The 18560-nt window shown below is 51.2% G+C and carries 16 protein-coding genes and 1 pseudogene; 5 read left to right on the top strand and 12 right to left on the bottom strand.

Annotated features, from left to right (window positions below; translation table 11 throughout):
* Nucleotides 1-39 precede the first annotated feature (39 nt).
* The 3 genes from OGV74_RS11805 to blr all read right to left on the bottom strand — a co-directional run bounded on the left by OGV74_RS11805 (nucleotide 40) and on the right by blr (nucleotide 1204).
* On the bottom strand, nucleotides 40-480 hold the full coding sequence (locus tag OGV74_RS11805; protein ID WP_003832803.1) for a DUF2569 domain-containing protein: 441 nt from the start codon (nucleotides 478-480) through the stop codon (nucleotides 40-42).
* Nucleotides 481-571: 91 nt separating this feature from the next.
* The gene (gene ydgT / locus OGV74_RS11800; protein WP_003029138.1) at nucleotides 572-787 is read right to left on the bottom strand and encodes a transcription modulator YdgT; all 216 of its coding nucleotides are present in this window, start codon (nucleotides 785-787) and stop codon (nucleotides 572-574) included.
* Nucleotides 788-1078: 291 nt separating this feature from the next.
* Complete coding sequence (gene blr, locus OGV74_RS11795; protein WP_003029134.1) at nucleotides 1079-1204, bottom strand: division septum protein Blr; 126 nt, start codon at nucleotides 1202-1204, stop codon at nucleotides 1079-1081.
* Nucleotides 1205-1444: 240 nt separating this feature from the next.
* Between blr and OGV74_RS11790 the strand changes: the two genes are divergently transcribed.
* Nucleotides 1445-2485, top strand: a complete 1041-nt coding sequence (locus OGV74_RS11790) for an oxidoreductase (protein WP_003836419.1) — start codon at nucleotides 1445-1447, stop codon at nucleotides 2483-2485.
* 101 nt (nucleotides 2486-2586) lie between these two features.
* Here the strand turns inward: OGV74_RS11790 and add are convergent, their stop codons facing one another.
* The 3 genes from add to malX all read right to left on the bottom strand — a co-directional run bounded on the left by add (nucleotide 2587) and on the right by malX (nucleotide 6464).
* Nucleotides 2587-3588 (bottom strand): adenosine deaminase, encoded by a 1002-nt coding sequence (gene add / locus OGV74_RS11785; protein ID WP_057064402.1) that lies wholly within the window; start codon nucleotides 3586-3588, stop codon nucleotides 2587-2589.
* 100 nt (nucleotides 3589-3688) lie between these two features.
* Nucleotides 3689-4861, bottom strand: a complete 1173-nt coding sequence (locus OGV74_RS11780) for a MalY/PatB family protein (protein WP_032949233.1) — start codon at nucleotides 4859-4861, stop codon at nucleotides 3689-3691.
* 10 nt (nucleotides 4862-4871) lie between these two features.
* On the bottom strand, nucleotides 4872-6464 hold the full coding sequence (malX, locus tag OGV74_RS11775) for a maltose/glucose-specific PTS transporter subunit IIBC (protein ID WP_003843555.1): 1593 nt from the start codon (nucleotides 6462-6464) through the stop codon (nucleotides 4872-4874).
* 169 nt (nucleotides 6465-6633) lie between these two features.
* Between malX and OGV74_RS11770 the strand changes: the two genes are divergently transcribed.
* Nucleotides 6634-7662 carry a Mal regulon transcriptional regulator MalI gene (locus OGV74_RS11770; protein ID WP_032935811.1) on the top strand — a complete coding sequence of 343 codons (1029 nt, stop codon included), beginning with the start codon at nucleotides 6634-6636 and terminating at the stop codon, nucleotides 7660-7662.
* A 47-nt stretch (nucleotides 7663-7709) separates the two neighbouring features.
* On the opposite strand, the gene OGV74_RS11765 is transcribed toward OGV74_RS11770, so the two are convergent.
* A complete protein-coding gene (locus OGV74_RS11765; RefSeq protein ID WP_086504955.1) occupies nucleotides 7710-9218 on the bottom strand; it encodes a YdgA family protein in 1509 nt (502 codons plus the stop codon).
* Nucleotides 9219-9324: 106 nt separating this feature from the next.
* Nucleotides 9325-10500 carry a mannose-6-phosphate isomerase gene (gene manA, locus OGV74_RS11760; protein ID WP_286520846.1) on the bottom strand — a complete coding sequence of 392 codons (1176 nt, stop codon included), beginning with the start codon at nucleotides 10498-10500 and terminating at the stop codon, nucleotides 9325-9327.
* Nucleotides 10501-10762: 262 nt separating this feature from the next.
* Between manA and fumB the strand changes: the two genes are divergently transcribed.
* Together fumB and fumC are read left to right on the top strand one after the other, a co-directional pair.
* Entirely contained in the window at nucleotides 10763-12409 is a 1647-nt protein-coding gene (gene fumB, locus OGV74_RS11755) for a class I fumarate hydratase (RefSeq protein WP_286520844.1), read from the top strand.
* 141 nt (nucleotides 12410-12550) lie between these two features.
* Nucleotides 12551-13954, top strand: coding sequence for a class II fumarate hydratase (gene fumC, locus OGV74_RS11750; protein WP_286520842.1), 1404 nt, complete (start codon nucleotides 12551-12553; stop codon nucleotides 13952-13954).
* On the opposite strand, the gene tus is transcribed toward fumC, so the two are convergent.
* The 3 genes from tus to OGV74_RS11735 all read right to left on the bottom strand — a co-directional run bounded on the left by tus (nucleotide 13951) and on the right by OGV74_RS11735 (nucleotide 17002).
* Nucleotides 13951-14880 carry a DNA replication terminus site-binding protein gene (gene tus / locus OGV74_RS11745; RefSeq protein ID WP_003028964.1) on the bottom strand — a complete coding sequence of 310 codons (930 nt, stop codon included), beginning with the start codon at nucleotides 14878-14880 and terminating at the stop codon, nucleotides 13951-13953. The genes fumC and tus overlap by 4 nt on opposite strands.
* Before the next feature lie 73 nt (nucleotides 14881-14953).
* Complete coding sequence (gene rstB, locus OGV74_RS11740; RefSeq protein WP_003028962.1) at nucleotides 14954-16255, bottom strand: two-component system sensor histidine kinase RstB; 1302 nt, start codon at nucleotides 16253-16255, stop codon at nucleotides 14954-14956.
* Between the two features lie 228 nt (nucleotides 16256-16483).
* Entirely contained in the window at nucleotides 16484-17002 is a 519-nt protein-coding gene (locus tag OGV74_RS11735) for a hypothetical protein (protein WP_086504058.1), read from the bottom strand.
* Between the two features lie 234 nt (nucleotides 17003-17236).
* Here OGV74_RS11735 and OGV74_RS11730 point away from each other — a divergent pair, with 234 nt between their 5' ends.
* Complete coding sequence (locus OGV74_RS11730; RefSeq protein WP_286521162.1) at nucleotides 17237-17581, top strand: DUF1294 domain-containing protein; 345 nt, start codon at nucleotides 17237-17239, stop codon at nucleotides 17579-17581.
* A 26-nt stretch (nucleotides 17582-17607) separates the two neighbouring features.
* Here OGV74_RS11730 and OGV74_RS11725 read toward each other — a convergent pair.
* A pseudogene (locus OGV74_RS11725) lies at nucleotides 17608-18399 on the bottom strand (MBL fold metallo-hydrolase).
* Between the last annotated feature and the right edge of the window lie 161 nt (nucleotides 18400-18560).

Genomic DNA, 18560 nt, shown 5'->3' with positions numbered 1-18560 from the left:
CAATCTACAACAGGCGACAACAGGTTAACTGTAGGGTTATTACGGGTTCACAAACGTCGATTTAACGCGCTGCGATCGCTTGAAGTAGGGCACCAACAGTGCTGCGGCCAATAATGGGAACAGCAGTTGGCGCACGGCAAAAGCGTCTGGGACGGGTGAAAACGCAAACGCTTTAATCGCCAGCAACACGGAGATCAGCAGCCACAGAATGTAATGCTTGGGCACACAGGCTCTGCGTTTGAAAAACGCAATTGTCAGCCACAGTGTGTAATACCACATGGCGATCGCGGTAACAAAGGAGACGCCCCATAACAGCAAATTTGCTGTACTTTGCTCACCCAGCGTTTTGAAGGTTTGCGGTGTTGCCAGCGCAGTGACATAAAGTAATAACGCCAGCGAAGCGCTCAACAACGCGACTAACAGCCAGGCCAGTGGCCCAAGTAGCCAGCCTCCGATACGTTGTGCCGGTGTGGTAGTCATCTCTTCTCCAGTTTTACGCGCGCAATCAATCATGCCATTCATTTTGGGGCAATTATTATAAAGCTTTTAACGTTGAGCGCTACTTTCTTCTCTATTGCACGTAATGCCAGACTGATTTAGGTACCTGACCAACATCAAACAGACGGCCTCCGGATATAAGCTCCGCACGGCGATGGTCTGCGGCACGGTACATATTGATCATGTCGCTATCGTCGGTGAGCGTGTAGTTTAAATGGTCGAAAAGTTTTTCCAGACTTTCGAGTGAGCTGATTTTGCGGAATTTTAATAAGTAATCCTGAACAGTCATAAATGCAGATCCATATTAATAAAATAATACCAACGGAGTAGAAAATATAAAAATAAACAACGTGCACAGGTAAAAGCGCATTTACGTGCAAATGTAAGAAGAGTGTTCATACCTGTGAAAAAGCAGGCGCTATGCGCGTCTTCGACAAGGGTAACGCGCATAGCGATCGCTGGCAATATGCAGCGGAACGGGATGCGGCATAATTCGCTTTTTTTGACAGAAAGCGATCTTTTACCGGCAAACCCTGCAACTACCAATGTTAATTGCCGGGCAATAAAAGGTTGCGGATGCTTATTTCTTCTGCACTGCCGCAACGGGCTCTGGTGGCTGGTAATTGTCAATATGATTGGCAACACCCAGCAGGATCACGGAGACGGCGAGAACAATCCAACCTGTTAATTCAATAAGACGATTCATTACTGATGACATTTGCTTTGATTTATCCATAAACACAGGCTGCAAATGTTACTAATCTCTCATTAATACAGCAAGATGGTTGGGAACGATTTCTCCCTCTTTTTCGCTGCAAGTTAAGCATAAGTGGCATATGTTTGACTTAAGTTAAAAACAACCTTTGTAGCGCGAAGGTTATTAAACTATTGAGACGTTGCAAGGTATGGTGTGAAATAGGTCAGTCCTGAATTGAGAGGCAATAACATGAGTGACAACATCCGCGTTGGGCTAATTGGCTATGGTTATGCCAGTAAAACCTTCCATGCCCCCCTGATTGTGGGCACGCCGGGCCTGGAACTGGCTGCAGTTTCCAGTAGTGATGAAGCAAAAGTGAAGGCAGACTGGCCTACGGTGGCGGTTGTTGCTGAGCCTAAGCATCTTTTTAACGATCCAAATATCGACCTGATTGTGATCCCCACGCCTAATGACACACACTTTCCATTAGCGAAAGCTGCGCTGGAAGCGGGCAAACATGTGGTTGTTGATAAGCCTTTTACTGTGACACTGTCACAAGCTCGTGAGCTGGATACGCTGGCACGCAGCCTCGGGCGCGTGCTGTCTGTGTTCCATAACCGTCGCTGGGACAGTGATTTTCTGACGCTGAAAGCTCTGCTGGCGGATGGTGTTTTGGGAGAGGTGGCGTATTTCGAATCCCATTTCGATCGTTTCCGCCCGCAGGTTCGTGACCGTTGGCGTGAACAGGGCGGTCCGGGAAGCGGTATCTGGTACGATTTAGCACCGCATCTTTTGGATCAGGCGATTAATCTGTTTGGTTTGCCCGTCAGCCTGACGGTAGACCTGGCCCAGTTGCGTCCGGGCGCGCAGGCGACGGATTACTTCCATGCCATCCTGACGTATCCGCAGCGTCGTGTGATCCTGCATGGCACCATGCTCGCTGCCGCAGAATCGGCCCGTTATATTGTGCACGGATCGCGTGGCAGCTATGTGAAGTATGGTCTTGACCCGCAGGAAGAGCGTCTGAAAAATGGCGAGCGACTACCACAGGAAGACTGGGGTTATGATATGCGCGATGGCGTTTTGACGCGAGTAGAAGGCGAAGAGCAGGTTGAAGAAACCTGGCTTACTGTACCAGGCAACTATCCGGCGTACTATGCTGGCATTCGTGATGCGCTAAACGGTAACGGTGAAAACCCGGTACCGGCGAGACAGGCTATCCAAATTATGGAGCTGATTGAGCTGGGTATCGAATCTGCGAAACATCGTTCGACGCTGTGCCTTGCTTGATTGGACTAATGCCGGATGGAGATGCTCAGGCATTTTATCCGGCCTACAATGAAAACCAACGTAGGCCGGATAAGCGTTAGCGCCATTCAGCACTTTACCCGTTACGCTGCGCCGACTTTCTCGCGCAAGGCTCGTTTTTCTTCGTTACTCAGGAATGCCATTTCCAGACCGTTGATTTGCGCCTGGCGGATCTGTTCGCGCGTTAGGCCTGCAGCTGGTGCGGCAATGGTGTACTCGTGAATAATATCCACACCCTGAACAGCCGGGTCGTCCGTATTCAAACTGGCAATAACGCCATGCTCAAGGAACGTTTTCAGCGGATGGTTCGCTAGTGAGGCAACGGTGCTGGTCTGAATGTTTGATGTCAGGCAGGATTCGATGCCGATACGATGCTCGGCGAGGTAATCCATCAACGCACGATCTTCAACGGCTTTAACGCCGTGACCAATACGCTCAGCGCCCAGCTCTTTAATGGCCTGCCAGATGCTTTCTGGTCCCGCGGCTTCGCCCGCATGCACGGTAATATGCCAGCCGGCGTCGCGAGCCTGGTTGAAATGGGACAGGAACAGACTGCCAGGGAATCCCAGTTCGTCACCGGCTAGATCCAGTGCCGTAATATGATCTCGGTGGGCTAACAGCGCATCCAGTTCCTGCAGACAGGCGGCTTCGCCAAAAGTACGGCTCATAATGCCAATTAAGCGTGCTTCGACGCCAAAGGTCTTGCAGCCCTCGCGCACGCCTGCGATGACGGCTTCAACCACACCTGCCACCGGGAGTTGATGCGCCATCGCCATATAGCCTGGTGAAAAACGTAATTCTACATAGTGCAGACCGTTACGTGCTGCATCCTCAATATTTTCAAATGCCACGCGGTGACAGGCATCCAGCGAGGCCAGTACCTTCACGCCCCAGTCGAGCTTGGATAAAAAGCTCACTAAATCTGGCTCAGTGGATGTCACTTGCACATGAGGGATCAGCGTTTCCAACGTTTGTGCCGGGAGCGTTAAATTGAACTGACGACCCAGATCCAGAATCGTTTGGGCACGGATGTTACCATCAAGGTGGCGATGGACGTCGGTTAAGGGGAGGGAAGTATCAATCATGGTCGCACTCGTGTATTTAGGTAAAGTGCGTCGTATTATAAGAAAAAATCGGGATAAAAATCTATGTTGCGCAATGAATAATTTCATTGCGCAAACTTTATTAGCGTACAGAACGTATGCCGTTAATCAACCCCTGAACGCCTTTTTCAAGTTTGGATCGTGGACATCCGGCATTCAGGCGCACAAAACCGCGTCCTTCTTCGCCGTATGTGTATCCGGGCATGATGGCGACTTTCTGCTGGTGGATGAGCGCTTCCTGCAATGCGTGGTCATCAATGTTGAGCGGACGCAGGTCAATCCATGCCAGATAGGTGGATTGCGGAACCTGCCAGTTCAGTTCGGGGAATGCGGCATTAAGCTCGCGGGCGACGTAATGCAAATTGCTGGTAAGGTAATCCCGCAGCGCATCAAGCCAGCTTGCGCCTTGATGATAGGCGGCAATATGTGCGCTCAACGCGAGCACTGCTGGTGAGGAAAGACCATCGCGACCTTTTAATGCGCAGAGATAATCGTTACGGCTTTGAGCGTCTTCAATAATTCCGTAAGCCCCGGTCAGTGCCGGAATATTAAAACTTTTTGAACCGGAAGTGAGCAGCGCCCAGCTGTCACGCGCGACATTACTCCAGGGGATATGTGGGTGATCCCCCCATACCATATCCATATGGATCTCATCGGAAATAACTTTTACACCATGGCGCTGACACAGTTCTGCCATGGTTTCCAGCTCATCACGCGTCCACACTTTGCCCGTCGGATTTTGTGGGCTACAGAGCAGAAGAATTTTGCTCTCTGGACGAGACAGCGCATTCTCCAGCGCGGCCATGTCGCAGTACCAACCGTCAGTGCGTTTTTCCAGTTCGACAGCGCGCACCACGCGCTGATTACCTTCAATTGCTTTGTAAAACGCGTCGTACGCCGGCGTATGAATCACCACCGCATCACCCGCAGAAGACCACTGGCGGATCAGCTCCGATACCATATAGATGACCGAGGGGCCATAAACCAGCGACTGAGGATCGATATGGGTATTATGACGCGATAGAAACCAGTGACTAATCGCCGCAAGAAATTCATCATTTTTCCAGCGACTGTAACCCAACACGCCATGTGACAGGCGCTGAGTCAGCGCCTCCAGAATACAGGGTGCGGTGGCAAAATCCATATCGGAGATGGTGAACGGCAGCAGGTCGGCTGAACCAAAACGGTCGGCAACGTAATCCCACTGAGTACACCAGGTACCATGCCTGTCCACAACCTTTGAAAAATCAAACATATCATTGTCCTTAAGCTTGTACGGTGTTCATCAGAACTGCGATCTCGTCTTTCACTGACTGGACCTGTGGGCCAATAACGACCTGAAGATTATGCTGATTGAGTTGCACTACGCCAATGGCGCGATTGTCCTTCAGTGCCTGTACATTCACAAGAGACATATCCTTCACTGACAAACGCAGACGGGTAATGCAGTTATCCAGGCTGACGATGTTTTCCGCACCGCCAAGCGCCGCCAGAATGGCAGGGACGTTGTAACCGGATTTACCTGGCGCTCCAGCCATTACTTTTTCGATATTGCTGGCAATTTCGACGTCCCGACCCGGTGTCTTCAAATTGAAGCGTGTGATGGCGAAACGGAAGATGACGTAGTACACCGCGAACCAGATCGCCGCTACAACAGGGACCAGATACCACTTGGTAGAGAGTCCATGCAGGATACCGAACACCACGAAGTCAATCAGGTTACCGTCGGTGTTACCGATGGTGACGCCAAGCACTGCCATCACAGTGAAGCCAAGACCGGTCAGCAGGGCGTGGATCACATACAGAACTGGGGCAACGAACAGGAATAAGAACTCAAGGGGCTCGGTGGTACCGCCGATCACACAGGCAATAAGACCGGAAATTAATAACCCTTTAATTTTATGACGATTTTCAGGGCGAGCACAGTGGTACATTGCGAGCGCTGCCCCCGGTAAACCACCGAGGAACGCAGGCATTTTGCCCTGCGACAGGAAGCGGGTTGCGCTTTCAGAGAAACCTTGTGTTGTCGGGCAGCTCAATTGGGCCTGGAAAATAGTCAGTGCGCCGCTCACGCTGTGACCGCAGACTTCTTGCGTGCCGCCAGCCTCGGTGAAGCGAATGAGCGCCACCAGAATATGATGCAGACCAAACGGCAGCAGCAGACGTTCACCGGTACCAAACAGCATTGGGCCAAATTCTCCCGCGCTGTTGATGATGTGGCCGAGCCCGGTAATGCCCATAGCGAAAACCGGCCAGATCAGGGGAATAACCAGCCCGACCAGCCCCATCACCACCGAGGAGATGATAGGCACAAAGCGGGTGCCGCCGAAGAAAGCCAGCGCATCCGGCAGACGAATGTTGTGGAAACGTTCATGCAGCATCCAGACGATGATCCCGGCAATAACAGCACCGAGGATCCCAGTATCGATCGACTGGATCCCCAGGATATTCTGCACGTTGTTGGCCTTCAGGATCGCGGCATCCGTGGTAGGTAGGATACCTTTCGCGGTTAACCAAAAGTTGACGGCAAGGTTCATGACCGCATAGCCAACAAAACCGGCAAATGCCGCTACACCTTTGTTCTCGCGAGCAAGGCCGAGAGGTATGGCAATACAGAACATCACCGGTAAGAAACTAAACGCAAATGAGCCTACTTTGCTCATCCAGGTAAAGATGGCCTGCAGTACCGGATTACCCAATGCCGGGATCAGTGTTAAGACATCATGGCTGCTTAACGAGCTGCCGATCCCCAACATGATCCCGCAAAATGAGAGTAGCGCTACGGGGAGCATAAAGGTTTTGCCCAACTGCTGGAAAAATTCCCATAACGTTATTTTTGGTGTGGTTCTCGTCGTCATCAAACGACTCCTCGTAAAAGCTAGCTGACTAATGATGGCGAGAAGATAAAACGTTTTACCTAATTTTAGTGCGGTATAAATCACATTATCGAACGATAATAGGGCGTATAAATATAAGTGATTGATAAAACGTTTTATCCGTCACGTTATCAGGGAGTTTTCCGTTTTTATGGCTATAGCCAAAAAAATAACCATCCATGATGTTGCGCTGGCCGCAGGCGTTTCGGTCAGTACTGTCTCATTGGTGCTTAGTGGAAAAGGTCGTATTTCATCCGCGACAGGCGAACGCGTGAATGCCGCTATTGAGCAACTCGGGTTTGTGCGTAATCGCCAGGCATCGGCGCTGCGTGGCGGGCAGAGCGGGGTAATTGGTTTGATTGTGCGCGATCTTTCTACGCCGTTTTACGCCGAGTTGACAGCGGGTCTGACGGAAGCATTAGAAGCGCAGGGGCGCATGGTCTTTTTATTACATGGTGGCAAAGATGGCGAACAGCTCGCGCAGCGTTTCGCTATGTTGCTAAATCAAGGGGTTGATGGTGTGGTGATCGCCGGGGCTGCCGGCAGTAGCGACGACCTACAACAACTGGCCGCCGATAAGGGGATACCGGTGGTGTTTGCGTCTCGGGCAAGCTACCTGGATGATGCCGACACCGTCAGACCTGACAACATGCAGGCTTCGCAATTGCTGGTTGAACATCTTATCCGCCACGGGCATCAGAGAATCGCGTGGTTGGGGGGGCAGAGTTCCTCATTGACTCGCGCAGAGCGTGTCGGCGGCTATTGTACGACGTTGCTAAAGTATGGTTTACCGTTTCATAGCGACTGGGTGCTGGAGTGTTCATCCAGCCAGAAGCAGGCCGCAGAGGAGGTAACCGCGCTGTTACGTCGTAACCCAACGATCAGCGCAGTGGTGTGCTACAACGAAACCATTGCCGTTGGCGCCTGGTTTGGCCTGATGAGAGCAGGGCGTCAGAGTGGTGAAATTGGCGTAGATCGCTATTTCGAACAGCAGATCTCCTTAGCGGGATTTGCCGATGTAGCGGAAAATGCACTGGACGATATCCCCATTATTTGGGCCTGTACGCCTGCGCGTGAAATGGGATATACCCTTGCTGAGCGCATGCTGCAGCGCATTGGGCACGATGATGGTCATTCGCGTAACCTGACGCTTTCCGCCCGTCTGGTGGTGGCCAAATAAAAAAGGCCCGATAAACACACGGTTATCGGGCCTGTTGTCACGCGTATTTACTGTTGCGGGATAGCCGGGGCATCCGGTTCGCCAAGAGAAGGCATACCGAACATGCCAACAAACTCATCCAGCGGCATTTTTTGTCCGTTTAACGTAACCTGTCCGTTTGCGTATTGCAGGCTCGAGCCGATGACGTTGTCCTGCATCGTTGTAATACGGAACATCTGACCCATTGCCGCCAGGCCATTCACCTGTTGCTTCGCAAGATCGGTCGCTTGCTCCTGCTGATAGCCTTCAATTTTGGCGATCTGCGTCATGAACTCAGTCGCCATATCGACCGGAATCGTCAGCTTGGCATCCAGTGATTTGACCGAACGATCCACTTCCTGAGCCAGCGTTTGTGGTTCCTCAGTATTTGCTGTCGGATCTTTTAGCAGCAGTGACAGATTAAATGCGGTTTCACCTTTCGCATTTTTCCAGCTCAGCGGGGCAATGGTGATAACCGGCTCGCCTTTCATCAGTATCGGCAGCGCATTGAAGAAAGCTTCGGTGACTTTTTGCTGATAAAGCTCAGGATTTTGTACCACATCGATCTGCGCCATCAGCGCCTTGGTTTGGGCGCTATACTGCTGACTGAACTGATGCAGGGCTTCACCGTCAATCTGGGCAACTTTCAGCGTCAGCTTACCGCTACCCATATCCTGGCCCTGCAATTTAAGGCTGTTCAGCGTGTAATCCAGCTGGCTGTTGACAGTTTTACCGTCGTTAACCAGATCGGATTTGCCATCGATACCCATGCCTTCCAGAACCGCCAACTCTTTACCCTCGACCGAGATCGATAGTTTTTCGAGTGACAATTTCTGGTCGCCGATGCGCTCACCAAAGCTGGCAATACTGCTGGAACCCTCAGTCTTCAGATTATTGAAAGTCATTTGTACTTTCTGGTCATACTCGTTGACCGCATTGACCACGCCGCTTTGCGCATTGCCTGTCAGCGAGACAGCGTTACCTTCTTTGTCTGCTGTAAACTGGAATTCCCCGCCGCTGAAGGCTACTTTTTCGTCGCCTTTCTCGTAGTTCAGTGGTTTAAGGGAAAGATCGGAACGGGTATCGCCGCTGTAGCTGATACGGGAGTTAATGACAAATGGCGACTCACCCTTGGCAATATCAAACAGCGGTTTGGTAACGTCGTTATTCACCAGCGTCGTTTTCACGGAGGCCATAGCCGGAACCAGATTCAGTGACTTCAGTTGGGCCAGTGGGAAGGGACCGTGATCCACCGTTTCATCCAGCACAATACTTTGCCCCGGTTTCAGCCAGGAATCTGCCTGCCCGGCAATTGGTTTCACCACCAATTGCAGTTGGCTATTGAACACCCCGCGCTGGTAGTTTTGATAACTCAGTTCAATACCCGCCTCAGGGGAGAAACGTTTTAACTGATCGTTTGCCTGCGTCACCATCTCGGCGAGATGCGTTTCAAGTTTCTTACCTGTGTACCAGGCACCGCCCGTCCAGACGATACCCAGCGCAACCACCACACCCGCAGCTACCAGCGATTTTTTCATTTCGATATCCATAAAATAAAACCAGGCGTTTTAAGACGCCTGGAGGAGTGACATGTCTTTAACTCACTACAGCTTAGCAAGAGTTGTTAAAAATATCAGTATCTTGCTAAAGCTTGTTATAAACCCGGGCTAAACGACCTGCGCCACTGATGTTAACCGGCGATTCATTCGCGCCAATAAAGGCCGATTCACCCGGTCGCAGAACCAGACGTTGCTCGCCTTTGCTCAGTACAGCTTCACCATCGATGCAGAACAAAATGGCCGCACTTTGCTGGCTGATATCTGCGCCACTGGTAGTAAGCTCATGCAGGGAGAACGCAAAATCGTCAACCGGGATCGAGAAATCCAGTTCGCCATCAGACTTAACCGGCGTGGTCAGTAACTGGTTTGCTGGCTTGGCGACAAACTGCACGTTGGCGACCAGTTCCGGGATATCAATATATTTTGGCGTCAGTCCGGCACGCAGCACGTTGTCCGAGTTAGCCATCACCTCAAGCGCCACACCTTGCAGGTAAGCGTGCGGGGTTTCGGCAAATAAGAACATAGCTTCGCCTGGATTGAGTTTCACCACATTGAGCAGTAGCGGGGAGAAGAGCCCACTGTCGTTCGGGTAGACGTCGGCGATCAGACGGATGGTTTGCCAGGGTTCACCCTGCTGGCTGTTCAGCGCTGATTTCAGGATCGCCAACGCATGGGATTTCTCCTCATCCTGCATATTCAGCAAGCTGGCGAAAAGATAGCTCAGACGTTCTGCACTCGGCTCTTCCAGGAAATGCGCAATAGCCGGATGTGCGGCGGAGACGGGTTGTAACAATGTAACAATGTCAGAGAACTCGCGGAATGCGTTCATCGCCAGGAAAGGCGTCAAAGCAAAAACCAGTTCCGGTTTGTGGTTAGGATCTTTGTAGTTGCGCTCAGCCGCATCCATCGGGATCCCTGCGGCGTTTTCTTTGGCAAATCCAATTTCAGAGTTGTGCTTGTTAGGATGAACCTGAATCGAAAGCGGTTGTGCAGCGCAGAGCACTTTAAACAGGAAGGGCAGCTCACCAAAACGCTGCGCAACGGCATCGCCCAGCAGTGCGGATTTATCGTGCTCGATAACGTCGCGCAGAGCAACCGTCTGTCCGTCAGCGCCCAGAACCTTCGAACTGCTTTTCGGATGCGCACCCATCCACAGCTCAGCCATCGGTTGCTGAGTGGGGTTGGCAATGCCATAGAGTTCCGTTAACGCCGTTTTACTTCCCCAGGCGTAGTTTTGCACTGAGTTGATGAGTTTTTGCATTATCAAGCCCTGTTTCAATGTGGAATTTTCTACGGCTATTAAACCAAGAAACCCTGAGGGAAGTAACCTGCACATGTAAAAAGTCGTACTTGTCTCAGTTTTTGTTAAAAAAATGTGTAGGATATGGAGACTCGCTTTTAATACCCTGAGTGATTCCGGTTGCAGACAGCCCTTCCTTCTACAACCGGATCTGCGGCAGGGAAGCAGGGCAACGGAACATCTGCCCAGAGAATAACCAGACCGAGCAGTAAGTGAGAGCACAATGTCAAACAAACCCTTTCATTATCAGCATCCTTTCCCCCTCAAAAAGGATGATACCGAATACTATCTGCTGACCAGCGACTATGTCTCTGTTGCCGAATTTGAAGGGCAGGAGATTGTTAAAGTCGCGCCACAAGCTTTAACCCTGCTGGCTCGTCAGGCCTTTCATGATGCGTCGTTTATGCTGCGTCCCGCACATCAACAGCAGGTAGCCGATATTCTGCGCGACCCGGAGGCCAGCGAAAACGACAAGTATGTGGCCCTGCAATTTCTGCGTAACTCTGACATCGCGGCAAAAGGCATTTTGCCGACCTGTCAGGACACCGGAACCGCGATTATCGTGGGTAAAAAAGGTCAGCGTGTCTGGACCGGTGGTGGCGATGAGGAGGCGCTGGCTCGAGGCGTCTATAACACCTACATCGAAGACAACCTGCGCTACTCACAAAATGCAGCGCTGGATATGTATAAAGAGGTGAACACCGGCACCAACCTGCCAGCACAGATTGATTTGTATACCGTCGACGGCGATGAATACAAATTCCTGTGTATTGCCAAAGGTGGCGGTTCGGCGAACAAAACCTATCTGTACCAGGAAACCAAAGCGCTGCTCACGCCGGGCAAATTAAAAAATTACCTGGTTGAGAAGATGCGTACGCTGGGTACTGCGGCTTGTCCGCCGTATCACATTGCGTTTGTGATCGGCGGAACGTCAGCGGAAGCTACGCTGAAAACGGTGAAACTGGCTTCGGCTAAATACTACGATGAGCTGCCGACCGAAGGTAACGAGCATGGGCAGGCATTCCGTGATGTGGAGCTGGAAAAAGAGCTGCTGATTGAAGCGCAGAATTTGGGGCTGGGCGCGCAGTTTGGCGGGAAGTACTTCGCGCATGATATCCGCGTAATCCGCCTGCCGCGTCACGGCGCGTCGTGTCCGGTTGGTATGGGCGTCTCTTGCTCAGCTGATCGAAATATCAAAGCCAAGATCAACCGTGAAGGTATCTGGATCGAAAAACTGGAACATAATCCAGGTAAGTACATTCCAGAAGAGTTGCGTCAGGCTGGAGAGGGCGAAGCGGTACGCGTTGACCTCAATCGTCCGATGAAAGAGATCCTGGCCCAGCTGTCGCAGTATCCGGTCTCTACGCGTTTGTCACTCAACGGTACAATCATCGTTGGCCGAGATATTGCGCATGCGAAACTGAAAGAACGTCTGGATAACGGTGAAAGTTTGCCGCAGTATGTTAAAGATCACCCGATCTATTACGCCGGTCCGGCAAAAACACCGGAAGGCTACGCTTCGGGTTCGCTTGGCCCAACCACGGCCGGACGTATGGACTCGTATGTTGACCAGCTTCAGTCTGCAGGCGGGAGCATGATTATGCTGGCGAAAGGCAACCGTAGCCAGCAGGTGACCGATGCTTGCCATAAACATGGCGGCTTCTATTTAGGCAGTATTGGCGGCCCTGCCGCGGTGCTGGCCAAGGGCAGTATCAAGAGTCTGGAGTGCGTGGAATACCCGGAACTCGGGATGGAAGCCATCTGGAAAATTGAAGTGGAAGATTTCCCGGCGTTTATCCTGGTGGATGACAAAGGCAATGATTTCTTCCAGCAAATTCAGACGTCGCAGTGCGCACGCTGCGTTAAGTAACGTCAACCGCCCTTCGGGGCGGTTTTTTTTACCGCACGAACCACCAAACGACAGTTTTATCCTCGTTAATACTCATAAGACCAACGCAAGTGGGCAATGTCGAAACATAACCTAATCAACTGTTAATGTAAGGAGCAGGTAATGGTAACGGTACGCCGCGAGAATGATTCAATGGGGGCGATTGATGTTCCTGCCGATAAGCTTTGGGGCGCGCAAACCCAACGTTCACTGGAACATTTTCGTATCTCTACGGAGAAAATGCCGGTCTCGTTGATCCATGCGCTGGCGCTGACGAAACGCGCCGCAGCAAAGGTTAATCAGGATCTTGGGCTGCTGGTGGAGGATAAAGCCAGGGCTATTATGCAGGCTGCAGATGAGGTGTTGGCAGATAAACACCGCGATGAGTTCCCGCTGGCCATCTGGCAAACTGGGTCCGGCACGCAAAGCAATATGAACATGAACGAGGTGTTGGCAAACCGGGCCAGCGAGTTGCTGGGCGGCGTGCGGGGGATGGAGCGAAAAGTGCACCCCAACGATGATGTCAATAAAAGCCAAAGCTCGAACGATGTCTTCCCGACCGCAATGCACGTTGCCGCACTGCTGGCGCTGCGTAAATCACTGATCCCTCAATTAAATGTGTTGACCAAAACGCTCAGTGATAAGTCCCACGCTTTCGCCGATATCGTTAAAGTTGGTCGTACACATCTGCAAGATGCAACTCCACTTACGCTTGGCCAGGAGATTTCCGGCTGGGTAGCAATGCTAGAACATAACCTCAGACACATTGAAAACAGCTTACCGCACGTGGCGGAGCTGGCGTTGGGGGGAACCGCGGTAGGTACCGGACTGAACACTCATCCCGAATACGCCCGCCGGGTTGCGGATGAACTGCGGGTCATCACCTGTGCGCCGTTCGTTACCGCACCGAATAAATTTGAAGCGCTCGCCACCTGCGATGCCCTGGTTCATGCTCACGGCGCGCTAAAAGGACTGGCAGCGTCGCTGATGAAAATCGCCAACGATGTACGCTGGCTGGCATCCGGTCCCCGGTGTGGTATTGGCGAAATTTCAATTCCGGAAAACGAACCGGGCAGCTCGATCATGCCGGGCAAGGTCAATCCAACCCAGTGTGAAGCGCTGACTATGCTTTGCTGCCAGGTGATGGGCAACGATGTCGCCATCAACATGGGCGGGGCGTCAGGTAACTTTGAGCTCAACGTTTACCGACCGATGGTCATCCACAACTTCCTGCAGTCGGTACGCCTGCTGGCGGACGGTATGGAAAGCTTCAATGAACATTGCGCGACGGGGATTGAGCCTAATCGTGAACGAATCGATCAACTGCTCAACGAGTCGCTAATGCTGGTGACCGCGCTCAATACCCATATCGGTTACGATAAAGCGGCTGAAATTGCCAAAAAAGCCCATAAAGAAGGGCTGACCTTAAAAGCCTCCGCTCTGGCGCTGGGATATCTAACCGAAGCGGAGTTCGACAGTTGGGTACGCCCGGAGCTGATGGTTGGCAGCATGCGGCCAGGCAGTTAATCCGCAACGTACAGGTGCAGCCGGGGAATAATCAATCTCAACGGCTGCGCCTGAGGTTTAAAACGATGCTGAACGTTTTCGGCATCGTAATTAAGTAACTCGCCGATATCCGGTACGGTCATACCGTTGTCGTTATTAAGCAAAGCAATCAGTGGCGTCGGGCAGGCATATTGCACCTGTTTTTGCTCTCCTTTGTACCAGACGCGGGCAATAGGCTGCACTTTTACCGGCCTTTTAATCTTCAGGCGGGCCTGCTGCGGTAAGGCGGCGATATCCTGATATTCGCGTTCAAGCTTCGCCTGCCATTCTTCACGTGTCCAGGGATGTACGCTGCGCGGTGACGTCAGGCTTTTTTCCAGTTGCTGCAGTACTTCATCGCGTTTCAGGTTTTTTATGATGTGCTTATTAGCCCAGCCAAATCGTAGGGTGGCAGGATCGCGGACTACGGTTAGCGTGCGATAGGCATTCAAAGTAATCAGCCCCGGCAGATGACGATGCACCCATTCGAAACGAGCTGCCGGCGCCAGCCCTGATTCCACTGTAACAATGCGCTCGAAGGTGGTTTTCAACTGGTTTATACGCTGGATTTGTTCTTCCAGAGTACATTGCGCTGCGTTATCAACCTGATAGCACAATACACCCGGTAGGCGGACGGCCGCTTTGCTGCTGCGGTTTTCGGACTGCTGCTGAATAAACAGGTGACGGTAATGGAGCAGTGCCAGCGCTTCAGCCTCTTTGCCTAAATGCTGCTTAACATTAATGCTCTGCAGAGGGGCATGCTCTGCCTCTTTAGCCACTTCCGGTAACGAGAATACGCGCGCAATCAGCAGCGTCTGCTGCAACAGGTTTTCGTTCAAAAGTGCCAGTTCTTGTTCCATCTGGCGAAAGGTGCCGTTCAGGCGGTCAACAAGATCGTAACGGGCCATAGGTTTACCATTTTAGTTACAACATACTTTTTTATAGCACAACCTCCACCGCCTGACCACCGAGCAGAAAAGGTCAGGCAGCTGAGATTTCGGGAATGTTATGCCAGACGGGCCAACGGAAAGTAAACCGGGCGCCGCCAAGTTCACTTTCATCACAGACGACCGTCCCCCCCATAGCCAAAGCAATTGAGTGGACGATGGCTAACCCAAGCCCACAACCCCCGGTTGCCCGGTCACGGCTGGGGTCAAGGCGTACAAACGGTTCAAAAACCTGTTCGCGAGCGTCTGGTGCAATACCGGGACCGTCGTCTTCCACTACCAGCGTGGCTTGATTGCCGTTCAGCAGCAGACTGGCTTGCACTGTAGACTGGCAATAGCGCAGGGCATTGTTCAGCAAATTATCCAGGACCCGCTCCATCAGGCGCATATCCAACGCGCCGTAGTCGCCAGTTTCGAGATGACGTAAGTGCACCGTACGGCCAGGATTCACGCTTTGCACATCCTCCAGATGGGTTGTCAACCAAACAGGCAGGTCAGGTACACTGAGCTTCAGTTCATTTTGCGGGCGATCCAGGCGGGCGTAGGTCAGTAACTCTTCGATCAACGCTTCCAGTTGGCCGATATCACGATTAAGCGCCTGAGATTCCTGCCCGGTGAGGTTATCACTCATTTCCAGCCGGTAACGTAAACGTACCAGCGGAGTACGAAGCTCATGGGCAATACCATCGATGAGCTGTTTTTTACTGGCGATCAGCGCATTGATATTGTCGGCCATTTGGTTAAACGCTACGCCCAGGCGCTCAAAGCTGGAACCGTTGTCAAAATGAAGGCGTTCACTCAGATGTCCTTCACCAAAACGTTGTGCGGCGGATTCGAGTCTTAGCATTTCTTGCCAGTGTGGACGCATCCAGATCAGTACCGGGAAGGCCAGTGAGATAGCAATAAACGCCATCAGCGCGATGTCCAGCAGGCGCATTTGATGAAGAAAATAGAGGTAAGGAACCGGGCCGACGGCCAGCACATAATGGCTGCGAGGAATGCGTTGAATAAAGGTGTATTGATCGTCAAGAGCCACAATATCGCCTTCGCGCAAACGCTGCATGGTTGGGGCATCCAGTGTGTACTTATTCAGCGGTTCAACACGCAGGTCAAATGAGAGGTTTAAGTCCATCTCCTTCAGCGTCTTACCCCAATCGCGTGGCGGGATTTCGCGTAGTTCACTGCGCATCAGGTACAACGAGCTTTTCATCAAATCGTCGAGCGACTGTCTGCCTGCGCGTTCTGCGGTGAATTTGTATACCAGGCCGACCAACAGGGTCATCACCAAAAAGCAGACAAACAGCAGGAGGTAAAACTGCACAAACAGTTTCTTCATAAAAATCACCAAACGCTCAATAAGTTAGCGAGTTCTCGTGTCCCTCAGGTGAAAAGGGGCACAGCAGTATCCGCCGATGCGTCGGATCAGAAAGGTTATCTGATCACCATCTGGCGTGTTTATCCAGGCAGAGTACACTGTATAACTCTTTTCTGCATTCTTATGGCCCCTACGGGGGCGAAATGACCTTTCGCTTGATAACGCATTGCTTTGTAAGCGGCAAGTTAATCAAAATCGGGATGGTGTTGTTCTGGCGTATGTTACGACCGCACCTAAAAGGTTGCTTCGTTTCTCAACATAGATTGTGTTGTTATATTCGTAGTTACCTTCGGGATAGCAAATTCTGATGTTAGTCCCGAGATCCGGATCGTCAACATCAGCCCCCGAACAGCTTTTAGAACTTCCTGTAGAGTAGGTGTATGGAGCGGTATAGGATGAGGGGACACCTGGAATGAACCAGGTTATCGCCATAATTGTGATCACTGAAAACAGCACCATGGCAATGCTGATGCTACCAAATAATTTCAGATAAGTTTGGAAGGGACTTTTTTTCATTATCCCATTACCTACCAGAAATAGGGTGATTAAAAATGACACTGCCAGAGAAATAAGCATGAGGTATTTTGATGTGAGCGGGTAGAGAAAAATCGCTCTGTATATCGTTACCTTCCACCAGTAAAAAAGAAAAATTGCGCCGAGAGATAATACTGTGACAAAAAACAAATATGGATATGAGTATTTTCTCATCCCTGCGACTCCAGAACAATTTCTCCATTTGGATTTAATAAATTACCATTTGTTCTGAATAATGAAAATGATTCTCTTGTTTGAATTGTTAGGTACGCCGCAGACCAGAGAATTTCCGCTATTTCTGGGGATATAGGCATAAAAATAAAAGGGGTATTCTCACCCATGGCCGGGATGACTGACCTTGCGTATAATGGGTGACGAAACTTCCTGAAAAGTGCTGTGACTGAAAATATGAATCTCAATCGCTGTTGTTATTCGCTACTCATTTTTGCAGCGATCGGCTGCATTTTCACCGCTCACCCTCTTGTCATATGGTTTCTACTCGCCAACATACTGACGTTGCTGTTATACGGCGTGGACAAAATGGCGGCACGCAAGGACTGGCGTAGAGTGCCGGAATCCACATTGCTGATGTTTGGCGTTGTGGGCGGATGGGGTGGCGCGATAGCGGGTCAACAAATCTTTCGCCATAAAACACAAAAGCAGCCTTTCAAAACCTACTTCATTATCAGTGTGATAGTGAGTATTTCTGTGATGGGCGTGGTTTATCAGTTCTATCCATTTTTACCTTCCTGAGTCTGGTTGGTGAATAAACTGCCGGTTTATCTGAGGCAGGAAATATACTTTTCACCTGAACGCCGCACAATTTCATCGGCATTTTGCGTAATATCTTTTCCTGCAAATGCGCCGTAAAGTTGCTAAAATTTCACTGTACTCAGTCTCTGGGTAATGTTGCTGACCGTTGCAGCTGGCAACGGTAGCATATTAGGGTAGCTCCACATAAAGGAGACGGCATGCGCACCTGGCGTAACCTGGACGATGTCGCCGGAAAGCACCACGCCTTCGTCACGCGCCCAGTGCAGGACGCAGCCTCCAGCAAAGTGTCCGCCGAGACGTATCACCGTGACGTCACGGGTTAACTCAATGGTGTCGCCATCCCAGAATCTAATCCACGGGCTGTCGCGCATTACCCACCTTCTGTCGCTGGCATGAAGGTAAATAGGCGCGTTAAATTCTGCAGCCCAGTCCTGCATGGTGGTGTAGTAATGAGGATGCGATATCGCGATAGCCTTAAGCCCGCCAAGGGACGTTATTAGCGTTTTTGTGGCATCGTCGAGCGAGGCAATGCAGTCCCATAAAATATTGCCTTCAGAGGTACGCAGAATAAACGCGCGCTGATCAATTGCAAAATCAGGAACGGTGCGGATGCTGAGGAGAGTACTGTCGTGTTGCTTCCACTTATTTGTATGCGATGCACACAGGGCGGTAAAATCGACCCATTCCTGTCCGCTCGCAGGGACATACTGGCGTTCATCCTGGCAGATATCGCACTGTTCCGGATGGGCACCAGTTACCTCATAGGATGTTCCACAGGTTTTGCATAACGTGATCATCGTGTCCTCCTTATTTACCGAACACAGTCAGCATGGCACACAGATACACAAGGATGTGCCTGTTAGTGCTCAACCCGTTAAGTCAGTGATGACGGCTATGGGAGGTTGTAGCTCAACCAAAAGAAAACAGGAATAATGCCGACACGGATCCTTTTGGTTAC

The sequence above is a fragment of the Citrobacter sp. Cf116 genome, assembly GCF_030336505.1.
Taxonomy (GTDB): domain Bacteria; phylum Pseudomonadota; class Gammaproteobacteria; order Enterobacterales; family Enterobacteriaceae; genus Citrobacter; species Citrobacter freundii.
Note: the sequence above shows the minus strand (reverse complement) of the source record. Positions and strands in the feature narration are given on the sequence as shown.